At 69.5% G+C, this 25,458-nt stretch carries 27 protein-coding genes and 1 tRNA gene; 15 read left to right on the forward strand and 13 right to left on the reverse strand.

Translation table 11 applies throughout. The annotated features are described in order from the left end of the window. The first annotated feature begins 18 nt into the window (after window positions 1-18). From FHY06_RS20825 to FHY06_RS20835, 3 genes are all read left to right on the forward strand, one after another. Window positions 19-264: a hypothetical protein gene (locus tag FHY06_RS20825; protein WP_184606214.1), complete on the forward strand. Its 246-nt coding sequence runs from the start codon at window positions 19-21 to the stop codon at window positions 262-264. Further along, a complete protein-coding gene (locus FHY06_RS20830; RefSeq protein ID WP_221404331.1) occupies window positions 261-620 on the forward strand; it encodes a hypothetical protein in 360 nt (119 codons plus the stop codon). Before FHY06_RS20825 ends, FHY06_RS20830 begins: the two co-directional genes overlap by 4 nt. A gap of 138 nt (window positions 621-758) precedes the next feature. Next, a complete protein-coding gene (locus FHY06_RS20835; RefSeq protein ID WP_184606216.1) occupies window positions 759-1,259 on the forward strand; it encodes a hypothetical protein in 501 nt (166 codons plus the stop codon). A 56-nt stretch (window positions 1,260-1,315) separates the two neighbouring features. On the opposite strand, the gene FHY06_RS20840 is transcribed toward FHY06_RS20835, so the two are convergent. Continuing rightward, entirely contained in the window at window positions 1,316-2,512 is a 1,197-nt protein-coding gene (locus FHY06_RS20840; protein ID WP_145760896.1) for a patatin-like phospholipase family protein, read from the reverse strand. 85 nt (window positions 2,513-2,597) lie between these two features. Between FHY06_RS20840 and apbC the strand changes: the two genes are divergently transcribed. The 5 genes from apbC to tsaA all read left to right on the forward strand — a co-directional run bounded on the left by apbC (window position 2,598) and on the right by tsaA (window position 7,450). Continuing rightward, window positions 2,598-3,689, forward strand: coding sequence for an iron-sulfur cluster carrier protein ApbC (apbC, locus tag FHY06_RS20845; RefSeq protein ID WP_126183091.1), 1,092 nt, complete (start codon window positions 2,598-2,600; stop codon window positions 3,687-3,689). Between the two features lie 16 nt (window positions 3,690-3,705). After that, window positions 3,706-4,650, forward strand: coding sequence for a LysR family transcriptional regulator (locus FHY06_RS20850; RefSeq protein ID WP_184606217.1), 945 nt, complete (start codon window positions 3,706-3,708; stop codon window positions 4,648-4,650). Window positions 4,651-4,804: 154 nt separating this feature from the next. Continuing rightward, window positions 4,805-6,502 carry an OFA family MFS transporter gene (locus FHY06_RS20855; protein WP_184606218.1) on the forward strand — a complete coding sequence of 566 codons (1,698 nt, stop codon included), beginning with the start codon at window positions 4,805-4,807 and terminating at the stop codon, window positions 6,500-6,502. Window positions 6,503-6,602: 100 nt separating this feature from the next. After that, the gene (locus FHY06_RS20860) at window positions 6,603-6,950 is read left to right on the forward strand and encodes a winged helix-turn-helix domain-containing protein (protein WP_019656631.1); all 348 of its coding nucleotides are present in this window, start codon (window positions 6,603-6,605) and stop codon (window positions 6,948-6,950) included. Then, complete coding sequence (gene tsaA / locus FHY06_RS20865) at window positions 6,947-7,450, forward strand: tRNA (N6-threonylcarbamoyladenosine(37)-N6)-methyltransferase TrmO (protein ID WP_184606219.1); 504 nt, start codon at window positions 6,947-6,949, stop codon at window positions 7,448-7,450. Before FHY06_RS20860 ends, tsaA begins: the two co-directional genes overlap by 4 nt. On the opposite strand, the gene FHY06_RS20870 is transcribed toward tsaA, so the two are convergent. Both FHY06_RS20870 and FHY06_RS20875 read right to left on the reverse strand, forming a co-directional pair. Next, window positions 7,411-8,085 (reverse strand): nitroreductase family protein, encoded by a 675-nt coding sequence (locus FHY06_RS20870; RefSeq protein WP_019656633.1) that lies wholly within the window; start codon window positions 8,083-8,085, stop codon window positions 7,411-7,413. The two genes, tsaA and FHY06_RS20870, sit on opposite strands and share 40 nt — an antisense overlap. Before the next feature lie 4 nt (window positions 8,086-8,089). After that, a complete protein-coding gene (locus FHY06_RS20875; protein ID WP_019656634.1) occupies window positions 8,090-8,347 on the reverse strand; it encodes a hypothetical protein in 258 nt (85 codons plus the stop codon). Window positions 8,348-8,454: 107 nt separating this feature from the next. Between FHY06_RS20875 and modB the strand changes: the two genes are divergently transcribed. The 6 genes from modB to fdhD all read left to right on the forward strand — a co-directional run bounded on the left by modB (window position 8,455) and on the right by fdhD (window position 14,593). Further along, the gene (gene modB, locus FHY06_RS20880) at window positions 8,455-9,138 is read left to right on the forward strand and encodes a molybdate ABC transporter permease subunit (RefSeq protein ID WP_019656635.1); all 684 of its coding nucleotides are present in this window, start codon (window positions 8,455-8,457) and stop codon (window positions 9,136-9,138) included. Between the two features lie 155 nt (window positions 9,139-9,293). Then, window positions 9,294-10,043: a molybdate ABC transporter substrate-binding protein gene (modA, locus tag FHY06_RS20885; RefSeq protein ID WP_019656636.1), complete on the forward strand. Its 750-nt coding sequence runs from the start codon at window positions 9,294-9,296 to the stop codon at window positions 10,041-10,043. After that, window positions 10,040-10,831: an ABC transporter ATP-binding protein gene (locus tag FHY06_RS20890; RefSeq protein ID WP_019656637.1), complete on the forward strand. Its 792-nt coding sequence runs from the start codon at window positions 10,040-10,042 to the stop codon at window positions 10,829-10,831. The genes modA and FHY06_RS20890 overlap by 4 nt, the downstream gene beginning before the upstream one ends. Window positions 10,832-10,916: 85 nt before the next feature. Next, the gene (locus tag FHY06_RS20895) at window positions 10,917-13,289 is read left to right on the forward strand and encodes an FdhF/YdeP family oxidoreductase (protein ID WP_184606220.1); all 2,373 of its coding nucleotides are present in this window, start codon (window positions 10,917-10,919) and stop codon (window positions 13,287-13,289) included. Between the two features lie 61 nt (window positions 13,290-13,350). Beyond that, window positions 13,351-13,638 (forward strand): hypothetical protein, encoded by a 288-nt coding sequence (locus FHY06_RS20900; RefSeq protein WP_184606221.1) that lies wholly within the window; start codon window positions 13,351-13,353, stop codon window positions 13,636-13,638. Window positions 13,639-13,669: 31 nt separating this feature from the next. Next, window positions 13,670-14,593: a formate dehydrogenase accessory sulfurtransferase FdhD gene (gene fdhD / locus FHY06_RS20905; RefSeq protein ID WP_132799360.1), complete on the forward strand. Its 924-nt coding sequence runs from the start codon at window positions 13,670-13,672 to the stop codon at window positions 14,591-14,593. Here fdhD and mnmH read toward each other — a convergent pair. Genes mnmH through FHY06_RS20930 form a run of 5 tightly spaced genes read right to left on the reverse strand, consistent with a single transcriptional unit; the run spans window position 14,521 to window position 18,970 of the window. After that, on the reverse strand, window positions 14,521-15,597 hold the full coding sequence (mnmH, locus tag FHY06_RS20910) for a tRNA 2-selenouridine(34) synthase MnmH (protein ID WP_184606222.1): 1,077 nt from the start codon (window positions 15,595-15,597) through the stop codon (window positions 14,521-14,523). The two genes, fdhD and mnmH, sit on opposite strands and share 73 nt — an antisense overlap. Window positions 15,598-15,641: 44 nt before the next feature. Beyond that, a complete protein-coding gene (gene phnE / locus FHY06_RS20915) occupies window positions 15,642-16,445 on the reverse strand; it encodes a phosphonate ABC transporter, permease protein PhnE (protein WP_126183098.1) in 804 nt (267 codons plus the stop codon). Then, the gene (locus tag FHY06_RS20920) at window positions 16,442-17,251 is read right to left on the reverse strand and encodes a PhnE/PtxC family ABC transporter permease (protein WP_184606388.1); all 810 of its coding nucleotides are present in this window, start codon (window positions 17,249-17,251) and stop codon (window positions 16,442-16,444) included. Before FHY06_RS20920 ends, phnE begins: the two co-directional genes overlap by 4 nt. A gap of 23 nt (window positions 17,252-17,274) precedes the next feature. After that, window positions 17,275-18,102, reverse strand: a complete 828-nt coding sequence (locus tag FHY06_RS20925; protein ID WP_132753923.1) for a phosphonate ABC transporter ATP-binding protein — start codon at window positions 18,100-18,102, stop codon at window positions 17,275-17,277. A 10-nt stretch (window positions 18,103-18,112) separates the two neighbouring features. Then, window positions 18,113-18,970 (reverse strand): putative selenate ABC transporter substrate-binding protein, encoded by an 858-nt coding sequence (locus tag FHY06_RS20930; RefSeq protein ID WP_019656645.1) that lies wholly within the window; start codon window positions 18,968-18,970, stop codon window positions 18,113-18,115. A 74-nt stretch (window positions 18,971-19,044) separates the two neighbouring features. Here FHY06_RS20930 and selD point away from each other — a divergent pair, with 74 nt between their 5' ends. Further along, complete coding sequence (gene selD, locus FHY06_RS20935) at window positions 19,045-20,112, forward strand: selenide, water dikinase SelD (protein ID WP_260310557.1); 1,068 nt, start codon at window positions 19,045-19,047, stop codon at window positions 20,110-20,112. 147 nt (window positions 20,113-20,259) lie between these two features. Here selD and FHY06_RS20940 read toward each other — a convergent pair. The 5 genes from FHY06_RS20940 to FHY06_RS20960 all read right to left on the reverse strand — a co-directional run bounded on the left by FHY06_RS20940 (window position 20,260) and on the right by FHY06_RS20960 (window position 25,444). After that, window positions 20,260-20,352 (reverse strand) — tRNA-Sec (locus FHY06_RS20940). A 17-nt stretch (window positions 20,353-20,369) separates the two neighbouring features. Next, complete coding sequence (selB, locus tag FHY06_RS20945; RefSeq protein ID WP_184606223.1) at window positions 20,370-22,277, reverse strand: selenocysteine-specific translation elongation factor; 1,908 nt, start codon at window positions 22,275-22,277, stop codon at window positions 20,370-20,372. Between the two features lie 13 nt (window positions 22,278-22,290). Then, the gene (locus FHY06_RS20950; RefSeq protein WP_184606224.1) at window positions 22,291-23,487 is read right to left on the reverse strand and encodes a diiron oxygenase; all 1,197 of its coding nucleotides are present in this window, start codon (window positions 23,485-23,487) and stop codon (window positions 22,291-22,293) included. After that, window positions 23,453-24,313, reverse strand: a complete 861-nt coding sequence (locus tag FHY06_RS20955) for a phosphate/phosphite/phosphonate ABC transporter substrate-binding protein (RefSeq protein WP_184606225.1) — start codon at window positions 24,311-24,313, stop codon at window positions 23,453-23,455. Before FHY06_RS20955 ends, FHY06_RS20950 begins: the two co-directional genes overlap by 35 nt. A 15-nt stretch (window positions 24,314-24,328) precedes the next feature. After that, on the reverse strand, window positions 24,329-25,444 hold the full coding sequence (locus tag FHY06_RS20960) for an acyl-CoA dehydrogenase family protein (protein WP_184606226.1): 1,116 nt from the start codon (window positions 25,442-25,444) through the stop codon (window positions 24,329-24,331). Window positions 25,445-25,458 lie beyond the last annotated feature (14 nt).

The raw sequence follows: 25,458 nt of genomic DNA on the forward strand, positions 1-25,458 counted from the left end.
GGCTGACGTCTTGCGTCGATGAAAATCCCGCTGCCCTTTCTGCTCAAGGCCGCGGCGCTATTGGTCGCGCTGGGTCTCGTGTTCACCGTGGTGCCTCTGTTCATCGCCGCAGTGCTTCCGCGAGGCAATCGCGTGGCAGATCGCCTTCGGTTGTTTTCCAGCTACGTGCCCGTAGCGGTGATGTTCTGCATCGCCCACTTCCAAATACTTCTGGCCATGGTCGTCATCGTCGTCGGCCTCGCCATCGCGCTGCTCCACGCGTGAAACACGTCTGCCCGCACTGCAAGGCTCCCGGCATCAAAAGTCTCGCCAAGCGCTGGTCCGGCCGTGCGACCCCGGCCGAATGCTCGGTCTGCGGCGGTCTTTCGCATGTGCTGGCAAGCACCAACGGCGGCATCTGGATAGCCGGTATCGTGATCTTCATGGGCTCGTTGATCGGCGCGCTGGTGCTGCATTCGGGGCTTCTGTTCGCGAGCGGGGTGGTGCTCGTGGCGGCCTTCAACGTGCTGGCCTGGAGGCGCGCGAAGCTGTATCCGATCTCCCGGGAAAGCGCGGGCAATGCGGCAAGGGCTGGCTGGTTCGTTGCCGGCGCCTGCGCGTTCATCGCGCTTTTCCGTTAGCACTGACGTCGGGAGAGATGGCAAGGCGGCGTTCGCGCACCAGCATCCTCTGCTCACCTCATTTCACACGGGCTTCACGCAGCCCGCACATCCGGTGCCTAACTTCGGCCTCCATTGCGAAAATCACTGGAGCCCCGAATGGACAACGGACACACCATCGCCTGGCGCGACCACACGCCCTTCGACGACATCACGCGCCGTGCGCTCGCATGGCTCGCCGCGCTGGCCGGCATTGCGAGCCTGTATGCCTTCTTCTGGTGGTCCGCTTCGGCCACCGGCTTCTTCCTCTTCGACGGCTGGCGCCACACCTGGCAGAGCCTGGGCACGGCGATCGTCTTCCGTGACCTCGATACCGTCTACTACCTGCTGAGCTGGGTCTTCTCCGTTCTGGGCGGCCTCTACGGCTGGATAGCGCTCGTCGGCTTTGCCTTCACGCATCGGCGCGGCTGGGAGGCTGTCGCACCCTGGATCAGTATCGGCTGCGCCGTCGGCGTGGCGGCAGGGCTGGCCTTCGAGCCCGGGCGCCTGCTCGCGCTGGCGCCGATCGTCTGCGCGGTGGCTCTGCTGTTGCGCTCGATGATGCCGGTGCCATCCGCGGGGGCAGAGCTCGGCTCCCGGACATCGGCACGTCCAGACTGATCTTCGGCGGGTCCATCGCGACCGGCGTGCGCAAGCGCCGGGCGTCGCACCTGCGGCTACGCCGCGTTCCAGCCGAAGAAGCGCAGCACCTCGTCGCGCTGCTTCATCGTGTCGGCGCGCCCCAGCGCCATCAGTTCGCTCGTGTAGCCCGATTCGAACAGCAGGTAGCTCGCGAGCGCGCCGCCCTTCACGTCGGCGGCGACCTTCGAACCGCCGAGCAGGTGCCGCACCGCGCCGGGCAGGGCGTCCACGTGGCGCGCCGCGATCACGTCGAGGCGCTCCGAGGGCGAGATCACCAGCAGGTCGAGCGGGCGCAGCGTACTCGCCGCGCGCGCCTCCTCTGGAATGAGCCCGAGCGTGTGGTTGATGCGGCGCAGGCGTTCGATGTCCACCGCCAGCGCGTCGAGGAAGATGCTGGACAGCGCATGGCCCGCGATCTGCGCCATGGTCGGATAGCCGCTGTGGGTGTTGGGCGCGGTGGCGTCGCGCGGCTCGTGCATGCGGCCCGCGCCGATCACCACGATGCGCTGTGCGCCGAGGTGGATGGCCGCCGCGATCGGCGCCGACTGCCGCATCGAGCCGTCGCCGAAGTACTCGGTGTGGCCCTGCATCGGCAGGGCCGTGGCCGGGAACACGAAGGGAATGGCCGACGAAGCCAGCAGGTGCGCATGCGTGATGCGGTCGCGCACCGACAGGCGCTGCGAACGCACCCACGGCTCCATGGGAACCGCCGCCTCGAAGAAGGTGACGTGCTCGCCCGAGCTGTAGCTCGACGCGGTCACGGCCAGGGCCTGCAGGTGACCTTCCTGCATGAGCTGCGGCAGGCGCTCGAGCAGCACCATGCGCTGCAGCAGTTCGGAAAGCGGCGTGTTGTCGAGCAGCGACTTCGGCTTGATGCGCATCCAGTTGGCCGCGAAGCGCCCGAAGCCCAGCAGCATGCGCCAGCGCGTGCCGCTGCCGATCACCGAGAGCGAATCGGCGCGGTACACCTGCTCGGCGCGAAACCGGCTCCAGACGTCGGCGATGTGGCCGACCACGTAGTCGAAGTCGTCGCAGCCGCAAGCCAGCGCCGCCGCGTTGATGGCACCGGCCGAGGTGCCGGTGATGACCTGAAAGGGGTTGGCGGTGCCGGTGATTGCCGTGCCGGCCGCTCGGCGGATCGCGGCGATGGCTTCCAGCACGCCGACCTGGTAGGCGGCCCGGGCGCCGCCCCCGGTGAGCAGAAGGCCGGTGACGGGGCTGGTGTCGGGCATTTTGTTCGTTGTCGGGCTATTGGAAGGGCTCGGGGTGCCGGCTTGGCGAGCGCCTTAGACTACCGGCCATTCAGGAGTTTGATCAATGGCACTCACCCCAGAAGGGCTCATGGAGGCGCTCAAGGCCGTCCAGGACCCTAACACCGGCAAGCCTTTCGCGGCGACCCGCTCGCTCAAGAACCTCCAGGTCTCGGAGGGCGACGTCTCGTTCGACCTCGAACTCGGCTACCCGGCCAAGAGCCAGCACGCGGCCATCCGCAGGGAGCTGGTGGCAGCCGCCAAGGCGCTGCCGGGCGTGGAGAACGTGTCGGTGAACATCGTCACCAAGGTCATCAGCCATGCCGTGCAGCGCGGCGTGCAGCTGATGCCCAACGTCAGGAACATCATCGCGGTGGCCTCGGGCAAGGGCGGCGTGGGCAAGAGCACCACTGCCGCCAACCTGGCGCTGGCGCTGGCCTCCGAGGGCGCCACCGTCGGCCTGCTCGACGCCGACATCTACGGTCCCAGTCAGCCCATGATGATGGGCATCGAAGGTCGCCCCGACAGCGCCGACGGCAAGACCATGGAGCCCATGGAACGCCACGGCGTGCAGGTCATGTCGATCGGCTTCCTGGTCGACCAGGACCAGGCCATGATCTGGCGCGGCCCCATGGCCACGCAGGCGCTGGAGCAGCTGCTGCGCCAGACCAACTGGAAGGACCTCGACTACCTCGTCGTCGACATGCCCCCGGGCACCGGCGACATCCAGCTCACGCTGAGCCAGCGCGTGCCGATGACGGGCGCGGTGATCGTCACCACGCCGCAGGACATCGCGCTGCTCGACGCGAAGAAGGGCATCAAGATGTTCGAGAAGGTCGGCGTGCCGATCCTTGGCATCGTCGAGAACATGGCTGTGCACGTGTGCTCGAACTGCGGCCATGCCGAGCACATCTTCGGCGCCGATGGCGGCAAGAAGATGGCGGCCGAATACCAGATGGACTACCTGGGCGCGCTGCCGCTGGACATCAACATCCGCCTGCAGGCCGACAGCGGCGCGCCCACCGTGGTGTCCTCCCCTGACAGCGAGGCCGCCGGCATCTACAAGGCGGTCGCACGCCGCGTGGCGGTGGGCATCGCCGAGAAGGCGAAGGACTTCTCCGCGAAGTTCCCGACGATCTCGATCAGCAAGAACACCTGAAGAACGGCCTTTCCCGATGAACCTGCTCGCCTCGATGCGCTACCTGGTGGCGCTGAACGAGCACAAGCACTTCGGCCGCGCGGCCCAGGCCTGCCACATCACGCAGCCGGCGCTGTCGAATGCGCTGCGCGCGCTGGAGACCGAGTTCGGCGTCGTCATCGTCAAGCGGGCCCGCGTGTACGTGGGCCTCACGCACGAGGGAGAGCGCGTGCTGGCCACGGCGCAGCGCATGCTGCGCGACAACGAGGTGCTGCTGCAGGAGCTGCGCAGCGACGCGGACAACCCGCACGGCAGCCTGCGCATGGCGGCCGTGCCCACCGCGATCCCGATGCTCTCGCGCTTCGCGGCCATGCTGCAGGAGCGGCACCCGGGCATCGTGCCGGCCGTGCTCTCGATGAGCTCGCAGGACCTGGAGACGGGCCTGGAGAACCTCTCCATCGACCTCGCGCTGGGCTACACCGAGCGCATGCATCTTCCGGGCATCAAGCTCGCCGCGTGGCCGCAGAGCGTGGAGCATTACTTCCTGCTGCGCCGCGCGAAGAAGCCTTCGTCCGACCAGCTGCGCATCGGCCAGCCGCTGTCGTGGGCCGAAGCGGGCAAGCTGCCGCTGTGCCTGCTGACCTCCGACATGCACAACCGCGCCATCGTCGACCAGGCGCTGCGCGAGGCGGGCGCGCCGGTGAATCCGGCCATCGAGACCAACTCGGTGCTCGCACTCGCACTCGCAGTGAGCGCGGGCAAGGTCTGCAGCGTGCTGCCCGGCGGCATGGTGGATGCCGTGCGCACCCACCGCGAATTGGAGGCGCTGCCGCTTGTGGGGCCGGACGTGCGCACGCCCATCGGCTTCATGACGCAGGACGGCGTTCGTGCCTCGCGGGCTCTCGAAGCTGCGCTGGCGTTCATGCAGGCGACCGAGTGGCAAGCGCATCTGCAGGCGCACGAGGGCGCGCTGGGCGATTGATCACGGCAGGGCCCCGAGGGCCAGCCAGGGCCCTTCTCATTTAGTTATTGAATCAGGCCATGCCCTGATCGAATTTGACGGCGCTTAAACCGTTCGCAGACACTCCGCGCCCCGGATTAGCAAAAACTTACACATCCGGCGAACAAGGAGAAATATGGCAGGTTCATCTGCAGGCGTTCTCGATGGAGAACGCGTGGTCGGAGGAGGGGCGCAGACGCAACCCGGCTTCCTCGAAAAAGAACGCATCATCGCGGGCCCCGGCTTCAACCGCTGGCTCGTTCCACCGGCCGCACTGGCCATCCACCTGTGCATCGGCATGGCCTACGGCTTCTCGGTGTTCTGGCTGCCGCTGTCGAAGGCGCTGGGCACCGCCGGCACCGGCGCCCAGGCCTGCGCCAAGGACATGAGCTTCTTCGCCGAGCTCTTCGCCACCACCTGCGACTGGCGCGTGGCCACCCTCGGCTGGATGTACACCCTGTTCTTCGTCTTCCTCGGCTGCTCGGCGGCCCTGTGGGGCGGCTGGCTCGAACGCGCGGGCCCGCGCAAGGCCGGCGTGGTGTCGGCGCTGTGCTGGTGCGGCGGCATGCTGCTGTCGGCACTGGGCATCCACCTGCACCAGTTCTGGCTGATGATCCTCGGCTCGGGCGTGATCGGCGGCATCGGCCTGGGCCTGGGCTACATCTCGCCGGTGAGCACGCTGATCAAGTGGTTCCCGGACCGCCGCGGCATGGCCACCGGCATGGCCATCATGGGCTTCGGCGGCGGCGCGATGATCGGCTCGCCGCTGGCGGTCGACCTGATGAAGCGCTTCTCCACCGCCACCGACGTGGGCGTGATGCAGACCTTCGTGGTCATGGCCATCGGCTACTTCGTCTTCATGATGGCCGGCGCGCTGGGCTACCGCGTGCCGCCATCGGGCTGGAAGCCCGAAGGCTGGACGCCGCCGCCGGCGCAGACGAGCAACGCCATGATCACGCAGCGCCACGTGCACGTGAAGAAGGTATGGGGCATTCCGCAGTTCTGGCTCGTGTGGCTGGTGCTGTGCATGAACGTGAGCGCGGGCATCGGCGTGATCGGCATGGCCTCGCCCATGCTGCAGGAAGTGTTCGGTGGCGCGCTGATCGACCTGCCGGCCAGGTACGGCGAGCTCGACAAGACCCAGCTCGCAGCCATCGCGGCGGTGGCGGGCGGCTTCACCGCGCTGCTGTCGCTCTTCAACATCGGCGGGCGCTTCGTGTGGGCGAGCATGTCGGACAAGCTGGGCCGCAAGCTCACCTACACGGTGTTCTTCGTGCTCGGCGGCATCCTGTACGCGAGCATTCCCTCTTCGGCCGGCGCGGGCAGCAAGCTGCTCTTCGTGGGCGCGTGCTGCGTGATCGTGTCGATGTACGGCGGCGGCTTCGCCACCGTGCCGGCCTATCTGGCCGATCTGTTCGGCACGCAGTTCGTGGGCGCCATCCATGGCCGCCTGCTGACGGCGTGGGCCACGGCCGGCATCCTCGGCCCGGTGGTGGTGAACTACATGCGCGAGTACCAGCTGGGCCTGGGCCTGCCGCGCGAGCAGGTCTACAACCAGACCATGTACATCCTCGTGGGCATGCTGGTGATCGGCTTCATCGCGAACCTGCTGGTGCGCCCGGTGGCCGACAAGCACTTCATGAGCGACGAGGAGCTGGCCGTCGAGAAGAAGCTGGCGCACGAGAAGGCCTCGGCCGCCGAAGTGGGCAGCGGCTCGGGCCGCGCCGACACAGTGAGCCCGGCGGTCATCGCGCTGGCCTGGCTGGCGGTGGGCATTCCGCTGGCCTGGGGCGTCTACAAGACGCTGGTGAGCGCCGCCAAGTTCTTCAACTGACGGCCGGCGGCGGCAGGCGGCGGCGCCAGCGGTGCGCCCCGACTGCAAGCCGCTGCAGGCGGACAATGGCGCCCAGCATTGGTTTACGCTTGGCGCCCACATGAAATCCAAAGTCCAGTTCCGCCTGCGCGTCTACCGGGACGACGCCATCGCCATCGGCCCCGGCAAGATCGCGGTGCTCGAAGCCGTGGCCGAGACCGGCTCGATCTCGGCGGCCGCCCGGCTGCTGGGCATGTCGTACCGCCGGGCCTGGATGCTGATCGACGAGATGAACCAGTCGCTGGCATCGCCGGCCGTGAACACGGCGGCAGGCGGCTCGCGCGGTGGCGGCACGGCGCTCACGCCAGTCGGCGAAGAGATCGTCAAGCACTACCGGGCCATCGAGAACGCCGCGCGCCTTGCCGCCGCGGCCGACATCCGGGCGCTGACGCGGCTGTTGGCGCCATGAACTCCGAAGCCCATGCCGACGTGGTCTGCCGCCCGGTCGGCATCGTGCGAAGCCGCTTCACCGAAGCCACCGGCATGCCGATCCAGACTGCCGGTGCGCCCGATGAAACGGGGCGCGTCGAGGTCTTTGCCGAATTCGCGCCGGGCCTGCGCGACATCGAGGGCTTCGACTACCTGATCCTGGTCACGCACCTGCACCAGTGCGTGCACGAGCGGCTCGAGGTGGTGCCCTTCCTGGAGCAGGGCAATGCGTCGCACGGCGTCTTCGCCACCCGCGCGCCGGCCCGGCCGAACCGGCTGGGCCTGTCGATCGTTCGGCTCACGTCGGTGCAAGGCACGACGCTGCACTTCAGCGGCAACGACATGATGGACGGTACGCCCGTGCTCGACATCAAGCCCTACGTGCCGAAGTTCGACGCGAGGGAGACCACGCGCGTCGGCTGGTTCGGCGACAGGCTCGATCAGCTGCCGCGCACCCGCTCCGACGGCAGGATGGGCTGAGCGCCCGGATCTTCGTCGTTGTCCGGGCCCGGTGGCCGCTCGTGCCAGCCTTGCCAGCATGACCACACGCTCTGCGACAGCACCTCGCGCGCCTCTGGCGGCGCCTCTCGGATGCTGCCCACGCTGATGAAGCCTGCCAGGTACTCGCCCGGCAGCACGCCCACCTGACGCGCCAGCGTCTCGTCGAAGCAGCGCTCACCGCTCAGGACGATGGCGCCGTAACCCAGCTGGTGCGCGGCGCTCAGCAGGTTTCCCAGTGCGGCGCCTGCACCCAGCCATTGCTCGCGCGCCGGGATCTTGCTGCGCTCTTGCGGCGACACGACGAAGCCCAGCAACAACGGTGGTCGCGTGGCGTGCTCGCGCGCGCGCCGGAGGTCGGCTGGGCTGGCCAGCGGATCGCGCCGGAGCTTTTCCTGCTCGAAGCACCATGCCAGAGCCTCCCGGTTCTGGTGGCGGAACTCGATGACGCGCCACGGATGCAGGCCGCCGTGGTCGGGCGCACGCAGGCCGGCCTGGATGATCGCGTCGAGTTCGTCCGGATTCGGGCCGGGCTGCTCCAGCCGGCGCGGCGATACAGACCTGCGCGTCAGCAGGACCTCGAGAATGCGCTCCGCGCCTGTCATGTGCCGCCACATGGTGTCATTGCTCCTTGATGGCCGGTGCGCCGGCGTCGGCCCATGCCGCTTCGCGGCGCAGCACCTCGCCGATGTCGCCCGCATCGGTGGCGCCCACGAAGAACGACTGGCTCGCGCCGTCCGCGCCCGTGATGGACAGCACGAAGCCGGCGGCGTCCATGGTGCGTTCGATGCGCCATTCCCGTACCTGTGTCACGCGATGGCGAAGCTCCAGCCGGCCCGAGATCGAACGGACGACGGCGTCGTGGGCGGAAGTGCGCATGGGCTGTGGTCTCCTACGCTGTATCCCGCAGTATATGAAGACTCATCGGATTACGCATCCTCGTGGTAACCTGAGGCGTCTCCGTGTAACAATCGCGCCGTATTTCCATGAACACGACGAATTCGCTCATCGCCTCGACCGACTGGTTCCCGCTGGTGCTGTCGCTCAAGGTCGCCGCCGTGGCGACCGTGCTGGCGCTGATCGTGGGCGTGGCGCTGGGCTGGGTGTTCGCGCGCAAGAAATTCTTCGGCAGCAACGTCCTCGAAGCCGTATTCATGCTGCCGCTGGTGCTGCCGCCCACGGTGATCGGCTACGCCATCCTCGTTGCGGCCGGCCGCCGCAGCCCGCTGGGCGCCTGGCTGCGCGAGCACTTCGACTACACCATCATCTTCAGCTGGCATGGCGCCGTGGTCGCCTCGGCCGTGGTGGCGCTGCCGCTGGTGCTCAAGTCGGCCAGCGCGGCCTTCGCGGGCGTGGACCGCTCGCTCGAAGCCGCGGCCAGCACGCTGCGGCAGTCGCCGTTCTCGGTGTTCCTGCGCGTCACGCTGCCGCTAGCATGGCCCGGCATCCTGGCCGGCACGCTGCTCGCCTTCGCACGCGCCATGGGCGAGTTCGGCGCCTCGCTGATGGTGGCCGGCTCCATTCCGAAGCAGACCCAGACGCTGTCGATGGCCATCTACGACGCGGTGCAGGCCGGGCACGACGACCTCGCGCTGCTGCTGGTCGTCGTGACCTCGTTGCTGTCGATCACCGTGCTGGTGCTGTCGAACCGCTTCTTTTCGCTGAAATGAGCACACCCCCAGGCTTCGCGCACTTCGTGTCGCTACGCCAACCCCCTTGCAGGGGGCAACACCTGCGGCCTGGCAGAGCCGGTTCCGCGGTGTTGCCCGAAGGGGAAGGGGTCTCTTTTCAATCCTCGGCTCTCTATCAATTCCTGGAGATCATCATGCGTCCGTTGCGTCTTTTGTCCTTCGTCGTTGCCTTGGGCTTGCCGCTGGCTGTCGCCGCGCAGCAGATCACCGTGTCCGCCGCCGCGAGCCTGACCGACGCGTTCAAGGAGATCGGACCGAAGTTCGAGGCCGCCAAGGCGGGCGCGTCGGTGCGCTTCAACTTCGCGGCCTCGGGCGTGCTGCTGCAGCAGATCGGGCAGGGCGCGCCGGTGGACGTGTTCGCCAGCGCCGACCAGGAAACGATGAACCGCGGCGTCGAGCAGAAGGCCATCGATGCCGCCACGCGCAAGGACTTCGTGACCAACAGCCTGGTGCTCATCGAGCCCGCCAGGGAAGGCGTGGGCCTGAAATCGCTGCAGGACCTGAGCGGTGCCAATGTCAAGAAGATCGCCGTCGGCAAGGTCGCGACCGTGCCGGTCGGCCGCTACACCAGGCAGGTGCTCGACGGCGCCAACCTCTGGACCACGCTCGAGCCCAAGTTCGTGCAGGCCGACAGCGTGCGTCAGGTGCTCGACTACGTGAGCCGCGGCGAGGCCGAGGCCGGCTTCGTCTATCGCACTGACGCGGCCATCGCCGGCGACAAGGTCAGGATCGCTTTCACGCCCACCGGCCACACGCCCGTGACCTATCCGATCGCCGTGGTCGCCGAGAGCAGGCAGAAGGCGCTGGCCGGCGACTTCATCGCCTTCCTGGCGACGCCCGCCGCGCAGGAAGTGCTCGCGCGCTACGGATTCGGCAAGCCATGATCGACGTCGATCTGAAGCTCACGGTGGCCGACGGCCGCCGGCGCTTCGATCTCGCGGTGCGTTTCGCGACGGACGTGCCCTTCGCCGCGCTCTACGGCCCGTCGGGCGCGGGCAAGTCGCTCACCCTGCAGGCCATCGCCGGCCTGCTGCATCCCAGTTCGGGCCACGTGAGGCTCGACGGCCGCACGCTGTACGACTCGGCGCAGGGCATCGACGTGCCCGCGCCGGCGCGGCGCATCGGCTACCTCTTCCAGGACTACGCGCTGTTCCCGCACCTGAGCGTGCGCGAGAACGTGGCTTTCGGCCTGACCGCATGGCACCGCCCCAAGCCCGCCGCGAAGGATGCCGAGCGCGTCCACGCACTGCTCGAGAACTTCGGCCTCGCCGCCCTGGCCGAGAGCCGTCCGCAGACCCTCTCGGGCGGCCAGCGGCAGCGCGTGGCGCTCGCCCGCGCCCTGGCCTGCGAACCCCAGGTGCTGCTGCTCGACGAGCCCTTCGCCGCCCTCAACCCCATGCTGCGCGCCGAACTGCGCGAGGAACTCGCCCAGGTGCGCAGGCAGTGGGGCATTCCGGTGCTGATGATCACGCACGACATCGAGGACGTCCTCGCGCTGGCCGACGTGGCCTTCGTCTACAGCGAAGGCCGGGTGGTGCGCGAGATCGACCTGCACAACGCCGAGAGCCGCGATTTCGCGCTGCACGAGGCGGCCGGTGCCCGCCTCGTGGAAGACACGCCGCTGCGGCGCAAGTTGAGGGGGCTGCTGATGCGGGACACGCGGGGAGCCTGAGGCGGCCCGTTCATTTCCTTTTTGAATCGCCGCATGTCCCGATTCAATTTGACGCTCCGCCGGCCCGCGGCGAACACTCGCTCGCATGAGCAGCGAGCAGAAGATCGAGTTTTACAAGGGCCCGGCGGGCGGCTGGGGCGCATTGCGCAGCGTGACGAACGCGCTGCTGCGGCAGGACATTCCGATCAAGGGCGCGAAGACGCTGCTGTCGGCCAACCAGCCTGACGGTTTCGACTGCCCGGGCTGCGCCTGGCCCGACCGCAACCATGCCTCCACCTTCGAGTTCTGCGAGAACGGCGTGAAGGCCGTGGCCGCCGAGGCCACTGCGCGCCGCGCCGGCCCGGAGCTGTTCGCGAAGCACACGGTGGCCGAGCTGGCCGAGCAGAGCGACTTCTGGCTCGAGGACCAGGGCCGGCTCACCCACCCCATGGCCTACGACGCGGCGAGCGACAAGTACGTGCCGATCGAGTGGGACGACGCCTTCGCGCGCATCGCCCGCCACCTGAACGCGCTGCCCGACCCCGACCGGGCCATCTTCTACACCTCGGGCCGGGCCAGCAACGAAGCAGCCTTCCTGTACCAGCTCTTCGTGCGCGAGTACGGCACCAACAATTTTCCCGACTGCTCCAACATGTGCCACGAGCCCAGCGGCAGCGGCATGCGCCCGCAGCTCGGCGTGGGCAAGGGCACGGTCACCCTCGACGACTTCGAGAAGGCCGATGCGATCTTCATCTTCGGCCAGAACCCCGGCACCAACCACCCGCGCATGCTCGGCGAGCTGCGCGCGGCATCGAAGCGCGGTGCGCGCATCGTGAGCTTCAACCCGCTGCGCGAGCGCGGCCTGGAGCGCTTCGCCGACCCGCAGGACAAGCTGGAGATGGCGACCCTGGGCTCCACGCCCATCAGCACGCACTACTTCCAGCTGCGCGTGGGCGGCGACTTCGCCGCCCTCAAGGGGATGATGAAGCACGTCCTCGAGCGCGAGGACGAGGCCGTGGCGCGCGGCGAGCCCTCGGTGCTCGACCATGCATTCATCGCCGAGCACACCACCGGCTTCGAGGCGCTGGCGGCCGACCTGCGCGCCGAGCAGTGGGACGTGCTGGTGCGCGAATCGGGCCTGAGCGAGGAACAGATCCGCGCCGCGGCCGACGTGTACCTGGGCGCGAAGAGCGTCATCGCCTGCTGGGGCATGGGCATCACCCAGCACCAGCATTCGGTGGCCACGATCCAGATGATCGGCAACCTGCTGATGATGCGCGGCAACATGGGCCGCGAAGGCGCGGGCGCCTGCCCGGTGCGCGGCCACAGCAACGTGCAGGGCGACCGCACCATGGGCATCTGGGAGAAGCCGCCCGCCGCGCTGCTCGACCGCCTGCAGCAGGTGTTCGGATTCGAGCCGCCGCGACGCAACGGCGTCGACACGGTCGAGGCCATCCAGTCGATGCTCGACGGCAAGGGCAAGGTGTTCTTCGCGCTCGGCGGCAACTTCGCTGCCGCCACGCCCGACACCTACCAGACCTGGAAGGCGCTGAAGCAGTGCGAGCTCACGGTGCACGTGACCACCAAGCTCAACCGCAGCCATGTGATCCACGGGCGCGAGGCGCTGATCCTGCCGTGCCTGGGCCGCACCGAGATCGACATGCAGGCCGGCGGCCAGCAGGGCGTGACGGTGGAAGACTCGATGAGCATGGTGCACATCTCGATGGGCATCAACCCGCCCGCGTCGGAGCACCTGCTGTCCGAGCCGGCCATCGTGGCGCGGCTCGCGGCGGCCACGCTGGGCGCGCGCAGCAAGACGCCGTGGCTCTGGCTCATCGAGGACTATTCGCGCATCCGCGACAAGATCGAAGCCGTGTTCGACGACTTCAAGGACTTCAACGTCCGCGTGGCGCACCCCGGCGGCTTCCGCCTGCGCAACACCGCGAGCGAGCGGGTGTGGAACACCGCCTCGAGGAAGGCCGTGTTCTTCACGCACGCTGTGCCGCTGGACACGCCTTCGCACCGCGCCCGCGCCCGCTTCGCCAAGAACGGCGCCAAGAAGGGCGACACCATCGTCTTCACGCTGCTGACCACGCGTTCGCACGACCAGTACAACACCACCATCTACGGCATGGACGACCGCTACCGCGGCGTCTTCGGCCAGCGCCGCGTGGTCTTCATCCACAAGGAAGACATCCGCGCCCTGGGCATGAAGGACGGCGACTGGGTCGACATCCAGACCGTGTGGAACGACGGCCAGGAGCGCCGTGCCGACCGCTTCAAGCTGGTGGCTTACGACATCCCGCGCGGCAACCTCGCGGCCTACTACCCCGAGACCAATCCGCTGGTGCCGTTGTCTGCCGTGGCGGAAAACGCTGGCACGCCGACTTCCAAGTCCATTCCCGTGGTGCTGGTGCCGCACGAGCTGCCGATCCAGAAGCTGGCGGAGGACGAGGCCGGCGGCGTGGTGGCCGCGTGAGCCCCTGCACGGCCGCTTCGAAGAGGGCTCGCATCGCAGCACGCCGGGGCGGAGGCACGCCGTGAGCGCCCTGCTGCAGGACAGCCTGTCGGTCGCCATCCTGCGCATGCTCGCGCAGGAGCCCGAAGGCACCGGCGTCTCGCTGCCGCGGCTGGGCAAGCGGCTCGGCCAGGGTGCCAGCGTGCTGATGCGCCGGCTCACGATGATGGGCGATGCCGCCATCGGCGGCGTGCGCGGCCCGGGCTGGGTGCGGGTGGTGCAGCACGACGACCGCTGGGTCGCGCACCTGCTCGAAGCCGGGCGGGCGCAGGTGAGAACACTGCCTCCCGAAGACGAAAACCGCGACTGAGCCGACAATGGCTCGCCCAGCCGGAGCCCACATGTCGAAGCCAGATCACGACGATTCCGAAGACACCCTGCCGCCGCTGTCGCGGCACGCCGTGCGCGTGTTCGGCGAACGCGGCGTCGCGCCGGAAGGCGAACTGCGCGACGACACGCTCGCGGCCGAGGTGCCGGTGGCGCTCGTGTTCAACGGTGTCTCGCACGCGGTGATGATGGCCACCCCGCAGGACATGGAAGCCTTCGCGCTCGGCTTCGCGCTGAGCGAGGGCATCCTCGACACCGCCGCCGACTGCCGCGGCATCGACGTGCGCACCGTCGATGCGACCGAAGCCGGCCTGCCCGAAGGCATGCCCGGCATCGAGGTGCAGCTCGAGATCTCCACGCGCAGCTTCGAGCGCCTGAAGGACCGCCGCCGCAGCCTCGCGGGCCGCACCGGCTGCGGCGTGTGCGGCGTCGAGAGCTTCGCGGGGCTCGACCTCTCTCCGCAGCCCGTGCCCCGGCGCGACTGGATCGAACGCATCGACCTCGCGACCGTGCTGCGCGCCTTCGCCGCCATGCCGCCGCGCCAGGTCTTCAACGCCGAGGCCGGTGCGATCCATGCAGCCGCATGGGCCACCGTCGACGGCGAACTCACCGATCTCATGGAAGACGTCGGCCGTCACAACGCGCTCGACAAGCTCATCGGCAGCCTCGCGCAGGCGGGCCGCCTGCAGGAGCCGGGCTTCGTGCTGATGTCCAGCCGCGGCAGCCACGAACTCGTGCGCAAGTGCGCGCGCGTGGGCATCGCGGCGATGGCGACCATCTCCGCGCCCACTGCCATGGGCGTGCGCATGGCCGAGTTGTGCGGCCTGCGGTTCTGGGGGCTGTGCCGCGCGCCGCGGGGCGTGCTCTATGCCGACGGGCTCGGCGGCGCGGCTCTTTCGAGCGCCAGCACCGCATCGGCCACGGCCTCGATGCCCTGATCCGAGAGATCGCCCGCCGTCACGCTCTGACGTTGCGCCCAGGCGCGGAAATGCAGCTCCTGCGACTTCTGGTAATGCGGGTCGTAGTGCAGCGACATCAGCTCCGAGAACAGATGCGGCAGGTCGGCCTCGTGCGCCCACTGCTGCCAGCGAGAGACGGTCTCCTTGCCCTGCAATTCCTTGAGCGCGCCGAGCCTGTCGGCCAGCGCGTCGCGGTCGTCGCCAAGGTAGGCGTAGTCGCGCAGCAGATAGGCCAGCCGTGCCTCGGGCGTAGCCGACACCTCGATGCACGGCGCGGCGCGCATCCGTGCCACCAGCGGCAATGGCAGCGACAGGCGGCCGATGCGGATGCTCTCGCCCTCCACGTACAGCGGACGCGAGAGGTCGAGGGTTTCGAGCACCGCCGCGATGCGCGTCTCGAAGTGCTTCTGCGAGGGCTGCGCCACGCCCGGCAGCGAACCGAGCAGCGATCCCTTGTGGCAGGCGAAATCTTCCAGGTCGAGCACCTGAGCACCGCGCGCGGCCAGCGCGTGCAGCACGCGCGTCTTGGCGCTGCCGGTGGCGCCGCAGATCACGCGCAGGTCGAGCCTGGGCGTCAGCATGTCGATCTGCGAGATCACGTGCCGGCGGAAGCTCTTGTAGCCGCCCGCGAGCTGCTGCGCGTCCCAGCCGACCAGGCGCAGCCAGGTGACCATCGAGCCGCTGCGCATGCCGCCGCGCCAGCAGTAGACCAGCGGCTTCCAGTTCTCGGGCCGGTCGGCCAGCGTCTCGCGCAGGTGCCGCGCGATGTTGGCGGCCACCATCGCACCGCCGATGCGCCGCGCCTCGAATGCTCCCGTCTGCACGTAGACGGTGCCGACGATGTGGCGCTCCTCGTCGTTCAGCACCGGGCAGTTGATGGCGCCGGGAATGTGGTCGAGCGCGAACTCGGCCGGCGAGCGGGCGTCGATCAGCGTGTCGAAGGCGTGGCGGTCGGCCACCCGCACGGGCTGGCGATGACTCATGGCAGAAGGAACCTCATGCCCCCGATTGTCGGCGACCGGGGCGCTCAGGCGTAGGCCGGCCCGAGTCCCTTGCGCAAGCGAGCGCTCGCAAAGTCGACGAGCGTGACCAGCACGAACATCGCGATCAGCACCGTCATCGCCTGCTGCTGCTGGAAGATCGACAGGTGGAAGTACAGCAGTTGCCCCAGTCCGCCGCCGCCCACGAAGCCCAGCACGGCCGCCATTCGGATGTTCATTTCCCAGCGGTAGAGCGTGTAGGCCACCCACTGCGGCAGCACGATGGGCAGGCTGGCGTAGCTGAAGGCGGCGACGGGGCCGGCGCCCGAGAGCGTCAGCGCGTGCTCGGGCTCCCGCGGGGCGTTCTCGAGCGCCTCGGCGAACAGGCGCCCCAGCACGCCCGTGGTGTGCAGCGACAGCGCCAGCGCGCCCGCGAACGGCCCGATGCCGGCGGCCAGCACCATCAGCGCGGCCCAGACCAGTTCGGGCACGCTGCGCAGGAAGTTGAGGGCAAATCGCGCCACATGGCGAGGCATCCAGCCGGCGCGACCGGAGGCAGGCAAGGCCAGCACCGCGCCCGCAAGCGCCGCCAGCACGGTACCGAGGGCCGACACCGCCAGCGTCTGCAATGCCCCATGCCCGACCTTGGCGAGAAAGTCCGGCGACATGTCGGGCGGGAAGAACTCGGCGACGAACCTGCCCATGAGCTTGAGCGATTCCGCCGAGCCCAGCGCCCGGTAGTCGATGCCGAGGTAGACGAAGCTCGCCACCACGGCCGCGCCGATCAGCAGCAGCGCGATGCGGCATCGCCAGCACGGCGGCGGGCGCGGAGGCAGCGTCTTCGTCGTCATGCCAGCAGCCTCCGCAGCGCGCTGCTCAGCAGATCGGCCAGCAGCACCAGCGCCAGGAACACCAGCAGGATGCTGCTGGCCTCGCCGCCATTGAGCATCTTCATCGACTGGTCCATCAACTGCCCCAGTCCGCCCGCGCCGACGAAGCCCATCACTACCGACGCGCGCACCGCGCATTCCCAGCGGTAGACGGTGTAGGAGGCCAGCTCCTGCGCCGTGTTCGGCAGCAGGCCGTAGCACAGCGCAGCCAGCCGCCCGCTGCCGCCTTCGAGCAGCGCGCGGGCCGGGCGCGTGTCGGCCGATTCGAGGATCTCCGCGTAGACCTTGCCCAGCATGCCGCCGTAGGTGATGGCCAGCGCCAGCACGCCCGAGGCCGGGCCGAGCCCCAGTGCGCGCACGAACAGCAGCGCCCAGACGATCTCCGGAATCGCCCGCAGCACCATCAGCAGCCAGCGCGCCGCCTGCCGCACGATGCCGGCCTGCACCCGGCCCGGCCCCGGCCCGATGCGCGAGATGGACAGCGCGCGGGTCGTCACGAAGCCCAGCGGAGCGCCGATCAGCAACGCGAGCGCGGTGCCGGCCGTGGCCATGGCCAGCGTCTCCAGCGTGGCCTTGAGCAGCAGCGCGAGAAAGGCCGGCGAGCCGTCGGGCGGGAAGAAACCCGCCAGGAAGCCGCCGATGACCGCCAGATTGCCGTCGGTGAAGAGCGCCCATGGCTTGAATTCGGACAGCGCCAGCATCGGCCACGCGATGACGAGCGCGGCGGCGCAGGCGGCCAGCCGCCGCGCGGCGTGCGGGTCGCGCATGGACGGGGAAGCGATGTTCGTGCTCAAGGGCAGTCGGGCCGATGGAAGGCCGCCTCCACCGCCGCCGCTGTCGTCGCACCCGCCGGCAGCGGCCGTTGCGTCGCGATGCCGCCTTCGCTCGCGTAGAGCGCATCGAGCATCTCTGGCGTGACCTGCGATGCCGGCAGGTCGAACATCACCGTCCCGGCGCGCATGCCGACGATGCGCGGAAACCAGCGCAGCGCGAGGTCCACCGCATGCAGCGATGCCATCAGCGTCGCGCCGGTCGATTCGCTCTGCGCGACGAGCTGGCCGATGGCCGCGTCGGCCAGCGTGGGGTCGAGTGCGGACACCGGCTCGTCGGCCAGCAGCAGGGCTGGGCGCTGGTAGAGCACGCGTGCGATGCCCACGCGCTGCAGCTGGCCGCCGGAGAGCCGGTCGCAGCGCTCGAACAGGCGGTCTTCCAGCGCAAGGCGCGAGAGCACCTCGTGCGCACCGGCGATGTCCGAGGGATGCAGCAGCGAGCCCAGCGCGCGCAGCATCGACCATTCGCCGAGCCGCCCTGCGAGCACGGCAGTGACCACGCGCAGCCTCGGCGCGATGGGCGGCGACTGGTGCACGGTGCCGATGCGGGCGCGCAGCTTCTTCAGCGCCGCCGCGGGCAGCTGCCACGGCCTGGCGCCGAGCGCCTGCACCTCGCCTTCGCCGGGCCGCAGCGACGCGCCGAGCACGCGCAGCAGCGTGGTCTTGCCTGCCCCCGAAGGGCCGATGACGGCGATGCGTTCGCCATCGCGCGCAGACAGCGTCACGCCGGCCAGCGCACGCTGGCCGTTGGGATGGACGACGCCCGCGCCTTCCAGCGAAAAACTCATCCGCGCAGGCTCACTTGATCAGGCCAGCCGACTTGCCCGCCGTCTCGATCCCGTCGTAGTTCGACGACTTGGTCGGGATGAACTTGCTCGCGCGCTGCAGCGCCATGATTTCCTTGTGCGCCGGATTGGCCGGGTCGAGCTTGAGGAAGGCGTCGGTCAGCTTCTTCGTGACCGCGGGATCGAGGCCGGGGCGCACGGTCCAGTTGTAGTCGTAGTAGGTCGGCGTGGTGGCCAGCACGCGCACCTTGGCGGCGTTGGGGTTCTTGGCCTCGACCAGCTTGTCCCACACCGAGGCGTTGAGCACGCCGGCCTCGGCGCGCGAGGCGGCCACGAAGGCCACGGTGGCGTCGTGCGCGCCCGAGAACGCGACGGTCTTGAAGTCCTTCTCGGGGTTGATGCCCGCCTGCAGCAGGAAGTAGCGCGGCATCAGGCTGCCCGAGGTGGAGGAGGGCGCGCCGAACGCGAAGGTCTTGCCCTTCAGGTCGGCCAGCGTCTTGGCGGTGCTGTCCACCGGCACGATGAACTTGCTGGTGAACACCTCGTCCTCCGCGCGCTGCACGATGGGCACCGCGCCGCCGTTGGTGCGGATGCGCGCCTGCACGTAGGTGAAGCCGCCGAGCCAGGCCAGGTCGATCTTGTTGGTGGCCAGGCCCTCGACCACGGCGGCGTAGTCGGTCACGGGCGTGAACTGCACGTCCATGCCGGTTTCCTTCTTGAGGTAGTCGCCCAGCGGCGTGAACTTGCGCTGCAGCTCGGTGGGCGCCTCGTCGGGAATGGCCGACACGCGCAGCACGCCCTGCGCGAAGGCGCCGAGGCTCGCGGCGGAGAAGGTCAGGCCAAGGGCCAGTCGGGTGAGAGTCTTTTTCATGGATGCGCCTCTGGGACGTGCGGGATAGGAAGGGACGGGATTGTAGAAAGCGGGCCCGATTCGATAATCGCGACATGAACCCGACTCTCATGAACCCGCTCGCGCCGCTGCGCCTCACGAGTTTTTCGCATGGAGGCGGCTGCGGCTGCAAGATCGCGCCCGGCGTGCTGTCGCAGATCCTGAAGAACCAGGCCGGCGGGCTGATCCCGCCCGAGCTCATGGTGGGCATCGAGACCGCCGACGACGCAGCCGTCTACCGGCTCAACGACCAGCAGGCGCTGATCGCGACCACCGACTTCTTCATGCCCATCGTCGACGACCCGTACGAGTTCGGCCGCATCGCCGCGACCAACGCGATCAGCGACGTGTACGCGATGGGCGGGCGCCCGATCATGGCGCTGGCGCTCGTCGCCATGCCCATAAATCAGCTGCCCGTGGAAGTCGTCGCCGAGATCGTGCGCGGCGGACAGGACGTGTGCCGCGCGGCCGGCATCCCCATTGCGGGCGGCCATACCATCGATTCGGTCGAGCCCATCTACGGCCTCGTCGCCATGGGCCTGGTGCACCCCGAGCGCGTACGCCGCAACGCCGACGCGAAGGCCGGCGACGTGCTCGTGCTGGGCAAGCCGCTGGGCGTGGGCGTGCTCTCCGCCGCGCTCAAGAAGGAACAGCTCTCCGAGACCGGCTACCGCCAGCTCATCGAGAACACGACGAAGCTCAACACCCCCGGCATCGCGCTGTCGGCTCTCGACGGCGTGCATGCGCTCACGGACGTCACCGGCTTCGGCCTGGCCGGCCACGCGCTCGAGCTGGCGCGCGGCGCAAAGCTCAGGGCCGTCATCGAGTGGTCGAGGGTGCCGCTGCTCGAGAACGTGGTGGTGATGGCCGCCGAAGGCATGGTCACCGGCGCATCCGGCCGCAACTGGGCCGGATACGGCGCCGACGTGAAACTCGTCCCCGGCCTGCACGCCACCACGCAGAACCTGCTGAGCGATCCGCAGACCTCGGGCGGCCTGCTCGTGAGCTGCGCGCCCGATGCGGTCGATGCGGTGCTGAAGGTGTTCCGCGACGAGGGCTTCGCGCGCGCCGCCGTCATCGGCCGCGTGGAAGCCGGCGAGCCGTCGCTGCACGTGGTGCCCTGAAGAAGCAGTTCTACGCCGACTCGTCGAGTGGGCAGTCGCCGTCGCGAGCGGTCCGAGCTTGCGCCGAGAAGCGCAGACGTACATGGGTACGTCGAGCATCGCAGGTGCAAGATCGGATCGCGCAGCAGGCGAATGCCCGCTCGACGGCGGAGGGAGGAAGGAGTCGAACCTTCCCGGCGACGGCTGGCGCCACCAACCGGGTTTGAAGCCCGGCCGCCCCACCAGGGGCGATCTCCCTCCATGATCCGGTTCGTCGTTCAAGGCCTTGCCCCGAACAACGACGTATCCGGCCGCAGCAGATGCGTGTCTTTCACGCGCCGCGTGTAGCCCACACGATCGAAGAATTCCAGCAGCTGGATCGCGCGCTTGCGCCCCAGCCCGGTTGCGTCCCTGAAGCTCGCGGCCTCAAGGCCCGCGGGCCCGTCGAGGCAATCGCGCGCGATCGCCGCAAGGCGCTCCACGGTCGCCAATGGATAGTACAGGTCCTTCACCACCTGGAAGGTCTCGCCGCGGCGCGCGAGGCTCGCGAGCGTCTGCCGCACCATCGCTTCGCTCGCCGCGCAGTCCTTGGCCAGGTCGCGCACCCACGGCGGGTCGAAGCCGCCGTCGGCCAGCCTGGGCAGCAGCTTCTGCGCGAGCTTCTGCTCGGCCTCGTTGAGGCGCGCGGCATGGTCGGGCAGATGCAGCCAGGTGCCGCTGCGCACCAGCGTGCCGTGCGCGACCAGCTCGTCGAGCGCATGGCGCCAGAGCGCGTCGTCCGTGCGCGGGCCGGCAAGGCGCTTGAGGCGGCGCGCATCGGGGCCGACTTCGTCCGGCGCGGTGCGATGGAAATCCGCGAGGCGCTCGGCGATCTGTTCCTCGAGCACGCCCAGGTGCGACCGAGCGATGGCCGTGTGGCCGATGCGCACCGCGTCGGCCGGCAGCGGAAGAGCCTCTTCGTCGGCCAGTGAGAGCGCACGCGCCGCCTGTGCGGTGTCGATGCCCAGCGGCGCGTTGTGCAGCAGCGCGGCCACGCGGGCAGCCCGTTCGTCGATGGCCCACGCCGCCAGCGTGCGCAGCCGCTCGGGCGTGCGGCGATAGCGCACCGGCGCGAACGGATCTAGCACGCGCACGCCCGCCACCGTGCGCGTAGCCGAGGCATCGCGCAGCACGCCGCGGTCGCCATGCCATGCGCCTGCAGGCTCGCGCAGCACCAACTGGGCAAGGGCGGTCTCTCCGGGCGCGAGGGCATCGCGGTCGAGCAGCGCGACCGACGCCATCACGTCGCTCGCACCCAGGTGCGCATGCACCGTCGCGCCCGAGCGCAGCGGCTTCGCCTCGTCGGGCCACAGCGTGAGCAGGATGTCGATGCGCGCGGAGGCGAGCGCAACCGACGGCGTGCAGACCCACTCGCCGCGATGCACCTCGTCCTTGCCGACGCCGGCCAGTGCGAGCGCACAGCGCTGCCCCGCGTGCGCCGACTCGGCCTGCTGGTTCTGCGCATGGATGCCGCGCACGCGCACCGTGCGGCTGCCCGGCGCGATGCGCAGCTCGTCGCCGATGCGCACCGTGCCGCTGAAGACCGTGCCGGTGACGACGGTGCCCACGCCGGAGAGGCTGAACGACCGGTCCACCGCGAGGCGGAAGGCCAGGCCTTCCTCGCGTGAATGTTCCTGACGGGCGACCTCCAGCAACCGCTCGCGCAGCGCGTCGATGCCTTCGCCCGTGGTGGCCGACACCGCCAGCATGGGCGCCCCGGCCAGCGGAGTGGGCGCGAGCAGGGCGGAGATGCCGGCCCGCACCTCGGCCAGACGCGATTCGCGAACGGACTCGTCGATGCGGTCGATCTTGGTGATGGCCACCGTCGCCTCGCGCACGCCGAGCAGCGCCACCACCGCGAAGTGCTCGCGTGTCTGCGGCATCACGCCGTCATCGGCCGCCACCACCAGCAGCGCGTGGTCGATGCCGGTCGCGCCGGCGAGCATGGTATGCAGCAGCCGCTCGTGGCCCGGCACGTCGACGAAGCCCAGCGACACCCCGTCGGGCGAGTGCAGGTACGCATAGCCGAGCTCGATGGAAATGCCGCGCCGTTTTTCCTCGGGCAGCCGGTCGGTGTCGACGCCGGTGAGCGCGCGAACCAGCGTGGTCTTGCCGTGGTCGATGTGGCCTGCGGTGCCGATGATCATCGTGGGTATGCCGTCACATGAAGTTGCGGGTATGCAGCTCGGCGAGGCGCTGCGCCTCGTCGTGCCCGAAGCCCAGCCGCGAGAGCCGCGCCCGGCGCCCGGCCGCCATGTCGCGCTGCAGCTGCTGCACGGCCGCGTGCCCGCGCGCAATGGAAGCGGGCGAGAGTTCGCCGGCCGCCAGCAGCACCAGTGAGTCGAACACCTCCTCGTTGAGGCCCGCCGTGCCGGCCAGCGTGTCGTAGCGCAGCTCGATGGCGTTGCGCAGCCGCACCTGGTAGTCGGGCTGCACCGAGAGCCGGTATTCCAGGTGCGCCATGCCGAAGGCGACATGGCGCGCCTCGTCGCGCGCCGCGAGCCGCGCGATCTGCCGGGTCACCGGGTCGGGCGCGTGCGCATGCAGGAAATTGAGCAGGTTCACGAAGCTGCCTTCGCCGAGCACCGCCAGCAGGAAGGTGGCAATGGAGAAATCGGGCGCATCGAACAGCGTGCGCAGCGAGGCCTGCCCGCCCGCCGTCGACAGCGCAGGCCGGTGGCCGCGCAGCGTGGCGCGGCGCGTGAACACCTCCACGTGCCGCGCCTCGTCCGCGCACTGCAGCGCCAGCAGCTGCAGCACCTCGCGGAAGTGCGGGTGGATCTGCCCGAGGTGGCGCGCCGGCACCAGCAGCGCGGCGTTCTCGTTCTCGATCAGGTAGGTCATCACCTGCACCACGGCGGCTTCGACGGCGTCCGGCAGCTCGAAGGGTGCGTCCCAGTCGATGGCGGTGGCCGGGTCCCACTGGGCCGCGGCCGCCTGCCGATAGAGCTCGCCGGCCGTGGCGGCCCAGAGCTCGTCGCGGCGGTGCAGCGCGAAGAAGAAGGGCGGGCTGCCGGCTTCCACCGTGGCGCCGCGCGCGGCCAGGCCCCAGCCGGGCGGGGCGTCCGGGGCCGGGGCATCGCCGGCGTCGCCTGTCGATTGAGCGCCCAGCCAGCGGCCCTCGGCATGCGGGCCGCGCGTGATGGCCGCTTCATCCTGCCCGGCATCGAAGCGCAGCGCATGACCCTGGCTGCGGCACCAGGCCTCCAGGTGCATGCGCCAGTCCGGCGAGCGCCCGCGCACGCGCAGCTCGCCGCCCACTGGCCGTTCGGCCAGCGCGCGGCGAATGAGCAGCAGGGCGCCCTGGTCGAGGCCCAGCGACTCAATATCGATAGTCGGGGTTGGTGATGCGGCCATCGCCGTCGTAGAAGGCTTCGTCGTCCACCGCGCGTTCGAGCAGCGCATAGCCGCTGGTGCGGCCGGCGCGCCATTCGCGCAATCCTTCGAGTTCGAGCAGCGGGCGCACCTGCGGGTCGTCCCAGCGCATCGCCATCAGCAGCGAGACGAAGCGGTCGACCAGCCCGGCCGGTGCGCCGGGGCTGGTGGTGAAGTTGCAGTGGTCGTAGGCGCCGGTGCGCGCCAACACGCGCGTGGCGCCCGGCGGCAGCGTGCCGTCGAGGCCGAAGGCCAGGTGGTTGCCGTCGATCAGGCAGCAGGCGTCGATCTCGCCGGCCATCAGCGCGAGCGCCGCATCGCGCTCGCCGCCGATGTGGTCGCCGTGCTTGCCGCCGAGCACGTCGAAGTAGCGCGCCTGGAAGTCGCGCTGCTTCACCAGGCCTTCGCTGCGCAGGTGGTCGAGCGGAATCAGCGTGGCCTGCGGCGAATCGAGCGCGCCGAACCCGATGGTCCTGCCGCGCAGGTCGACCAGCGACTGCACCTGGCTGTCGGCGCGCACGACGATGGCGGAGCGCAGGTCGCAATCGGTGTCGCGCATGGCCACGGCTTGCACCTTCAGGCCCCGGCTGCGCGCGATGCGCTCGGCACGTACCCAGGCCAGCGGCGAGTTCCAGGCGAGGTGCAGCGTGCCGTCGAACTGCGCCTCGACCTGGCTTTCGTAGTTCGAATACAGCACGTAGTCGAAGGCCAAGCCGTTCTTCGCGAAGAAGGCCTTGAAGCCCTCCCAGATGGTGACGACCTTGGGCGCGTAAGCCACCGCGCCCATGATCAGTTTGGGTTCAGGCATGGAATCGATCCTTCCTCAGAACAGCGGCAGGCCGATGACGGCCTTGCCGATGAAGTCGTAGAGCACGTCGGAGGTCGGCGCCATCACGCTCGACGCGCGGGCGTCGCGGAACAGCCGCTCGATGCCCGCCTCCTTGCGGAAGGCCGCGCCGCCGCACACGCGCATCGCGATGTCGGTGACTTCGAGTGCGGTCTCGGCGGCGGCCGCCTTCACTTCGAGCACGCGCAGCATGGTGTCGGCGCGGCCCGCGCCGATGGCTTCGATGGTGTCGGCCAGCAGCGCCTGTGCCATGTCGGCCTTGATGCGCCCCTTCGCAAGGTAGGCGCGGATGGTGGGCAGGTCGGCCAGCGATGAGCCGAGGTGCACGTGACGCGTCTGGCCCACGTGGCCGATGGCGCCTTGCAGCGCACCTTCCATCAGGCCGGTCGAGCAGGCCGCGCTGAGCACCGAGAACCACGGCAGCACCACGCCCATCATGGTGTCGAAGCCCTTGCCGTCCTCGCCGAGCCTGGCGCTCGCGGGAACGCGCACGTTGCTCGCGGTGATCGGCGTGGAGGCGTTGCCGCGCAGCCCCAGCCCGTCGAAGCGGCCGGGCTGGCTCAGCCCGTCGGATTTCGCGTCGACCAGCCACAGCGTGCTGGCGCCCTCGGCCGCGAGCGGCTTGCTCGACCACACGTAGCTGTCGGCCTCGAAGGCGGAGGTGACCCAGCTCTTGCGGGCGTCGAGCACCACGCCGCTGCCGTCCGCGCGCGCGGTGCCGGTGGGCGCCCAGAAGTGGCTGCGCGAATCGGCCTCGGAAAAGGCCAGCGTGCTCAGGTGCGTGCCCCTGGCGACGGCGCGGCGCGTGTCCTCGGGGCCGAACTGTTCGAGCACGGCCGTGGCGCAGTAGTGCATGCACACGATCATCGCGGTGGAGGGGCAGGTCTGCGCGATGCGCGAGACCACCTGCGCGGCCTCCTTCAGGCCCAGGCCCTGTCCGCCGACCGACGCGGCCGAGACCAGCCCGAGCAGGCCGGACTCGCCCAGCGCCGAGATCGTCTCTCGTGGAAAGCGTCCCTCGGCGTCGGTGCGCTGGGCCAGGGGCTTCAGCGTTTGCGTTTCGATTCCGGCGAGCACTTCGAGGGGACTCATCGCTTTCTCCAGAC

Source organism: Variovorax atrisoli, assembly GCF_014195185.1.
GTDB lineage: Bacteria > Pseudomonadota > Gammaproteobacteria > Burkholderiales > Burkholderiaceae_C > Variovorax > Variovorax atrisoli.

Bases quoted from the DNA above. Each gene is read 5' to 3' on its own strand.
- FHY06_RS20825 (WP_184606214.1), top strand. From the start codon at position 19: ATGAAAATCCCGCTGCCCTTTCTGCTCAAGGCCGCGGCGCTATTGGTC.
- FHY06_RS20835 (WP_184606216.1), top strand. From the start codon at position 759: ATGGACAACGGACACACCATCGCCTGGCGCGACCACACGCCCTTCGAC.
- FHY06_RS20840 (WP_145760896.1), bottom strand. From the start codon at position 2,512: ATGCCCGACACCAGCCCCGTCACCGGCCTTCTGCTCACCGGGGGCGGC.
- apbC (WP_126183091.1), top strand. From the start codon at position 2,598: ATGGCACTCACCCCAGAAGGGCTCATGGAGGCGCTCAAGGCCGTCCAG.
- FHY06_RS20850 (WP_184606217.1), top strand. From the start codon at position 3,706: ATGAACCTGCTCGCCTCGATGCGCTACCTGGTGGCGCTGAACGAGCAC.
- FHY06_RS20855 (WP_184606218.1), top strand. From the start codon at position 4,805: ATGGCAGGTTCATCTGCAGGCGTTCTCGATGGAGAACGCGTGGTCGGA.
- FHY06_RS20860 (WP_019656631.1), top strand. From the start codon at position 6,603: ATGAAATCCAAAGTCCAGTTCCGCCTGCGCGTCTACCGGGACGACGCC.
- tsaA (WP_184606219.1), top strand. From the start codon at position 6,947: ATGAACTCCGAAGCCCATGCCGACGTGGTCTGCCGCCCGGTCGGCATC.
- FHY06_RS20870 (WP_019656633.1), bottom strand. From the start codon at position 8,085: ATGTGGCGGCACATGACAGGCGCGGAGCGCATTCTCGAGGTCCTGCTG.
- FHY06_RS20875 (WP_019656634.1), bottom strand. From the start codon at position 8,347: ATGCGCACTTCCGCCCACGACGCCGTCGTCCGTTCGATCTCGGGCCGG.
- modB (WP_019656635.1), top strand. From the start codon at position 8,455: ATGAACACGACGAATTCGCTCATCGCCTCGACCGACTGGTTCCCGCTG.
- modA (WP_019656636.1), top strand. From the start codon at position 9,294: ATGCGTCCGTTGCGTCTTTTGTCCTTCGTCGTTGCCTTGGGCTTGCCG.
- FHY06_RS20890 (WP_019656637.1), top strand. From the start codon at position 10,040: ATGATCGACGTCGATCTGAAGCTCACGGTGGCCGACGGCCGCCGGCGC.
- FHY06_RS20895 (WP_184606220.1), top strand. From the start codon at position 10,917: ATGAGCAGCGAGCAGAAGATCGAGTTTTACAAGGGCCCGGCGGGCGGC.
- fdhD (WP_132799360.1), top strand. From the start codon at position 13,670: ATGTCGAAGCCAGATCACGACGATTCCGAAGACACCCTGCCGCCGCTG.
- mnmH (WP_184606222.1), bottom strand. From the start codon at position 15,597: ATGAGTCATCGCCAGCCCGTGCGGGTGGCCGACCGCCACGCCTTCGAC.
- phnE (WP_126183098.1), bottom strand. From the start codon at position 16,445: ATGACGACGAAGACGCTGCCTCCGCGCCCGCCGCCGTGCTGGCGATGC.
- FHY06_RS20920 (WP_184606388.1), bottom strand. From the start codon at position 17,251: ATGCGCGACCCGCACGCCGCGCGGCGGCTGGCCGCCTGCGCCGCCGCG.
- FHY06_RS20925 (WP_132753923.1), bottom strand. From the start codon at position 18,102: ATGAGTTTTTCGCTGGAAGGCGCGGGCGTCGTCCATCCCAACGGCCAG.
- FHY06_RS20930 (WP_019656645.1), bottom strand. From the start codon at position 18,970: ATGAAAAAGACTCTCACCCGACTGGCCCTTGGCCTGACCTTCTCCGCC.
- selD (WP_260310557.1), top strand. From the start codon at position 19,045: ATGAACCCGACTCTCATGAACCCGCTCGCGCCGCTGCGCCTCACGAGT.
- selB (WP_184606223.1), bottom strand. From the start codon at position 22,277: ATGATCATCGGCACCGCAGGCCACATCGACCACGGCAAGACCACGCTG.
- FHY06_RS20950 (WP_184606224.1), bottom strand. From the start codon at position 23,487: ATGGCCGCATCACCAACCCCGACTATCGATATTGAGTCGCTGGGCCTC.
- FHY06_RS20955 (WP_184606225.1), bottom strand. From the start codon at position 24,313: ATGCCTGAACCCAAACTGATCATGGGCGCGGTGGCTTACGCGCCCAAG.
- FHY06_RS20960 (WP_184606226.1), bottom strand. From the start codon at position 25,444: ATGAGTCCCCTCGAAGTGCTCGCCGGAATCGAAACGCAAACGCTGAAG.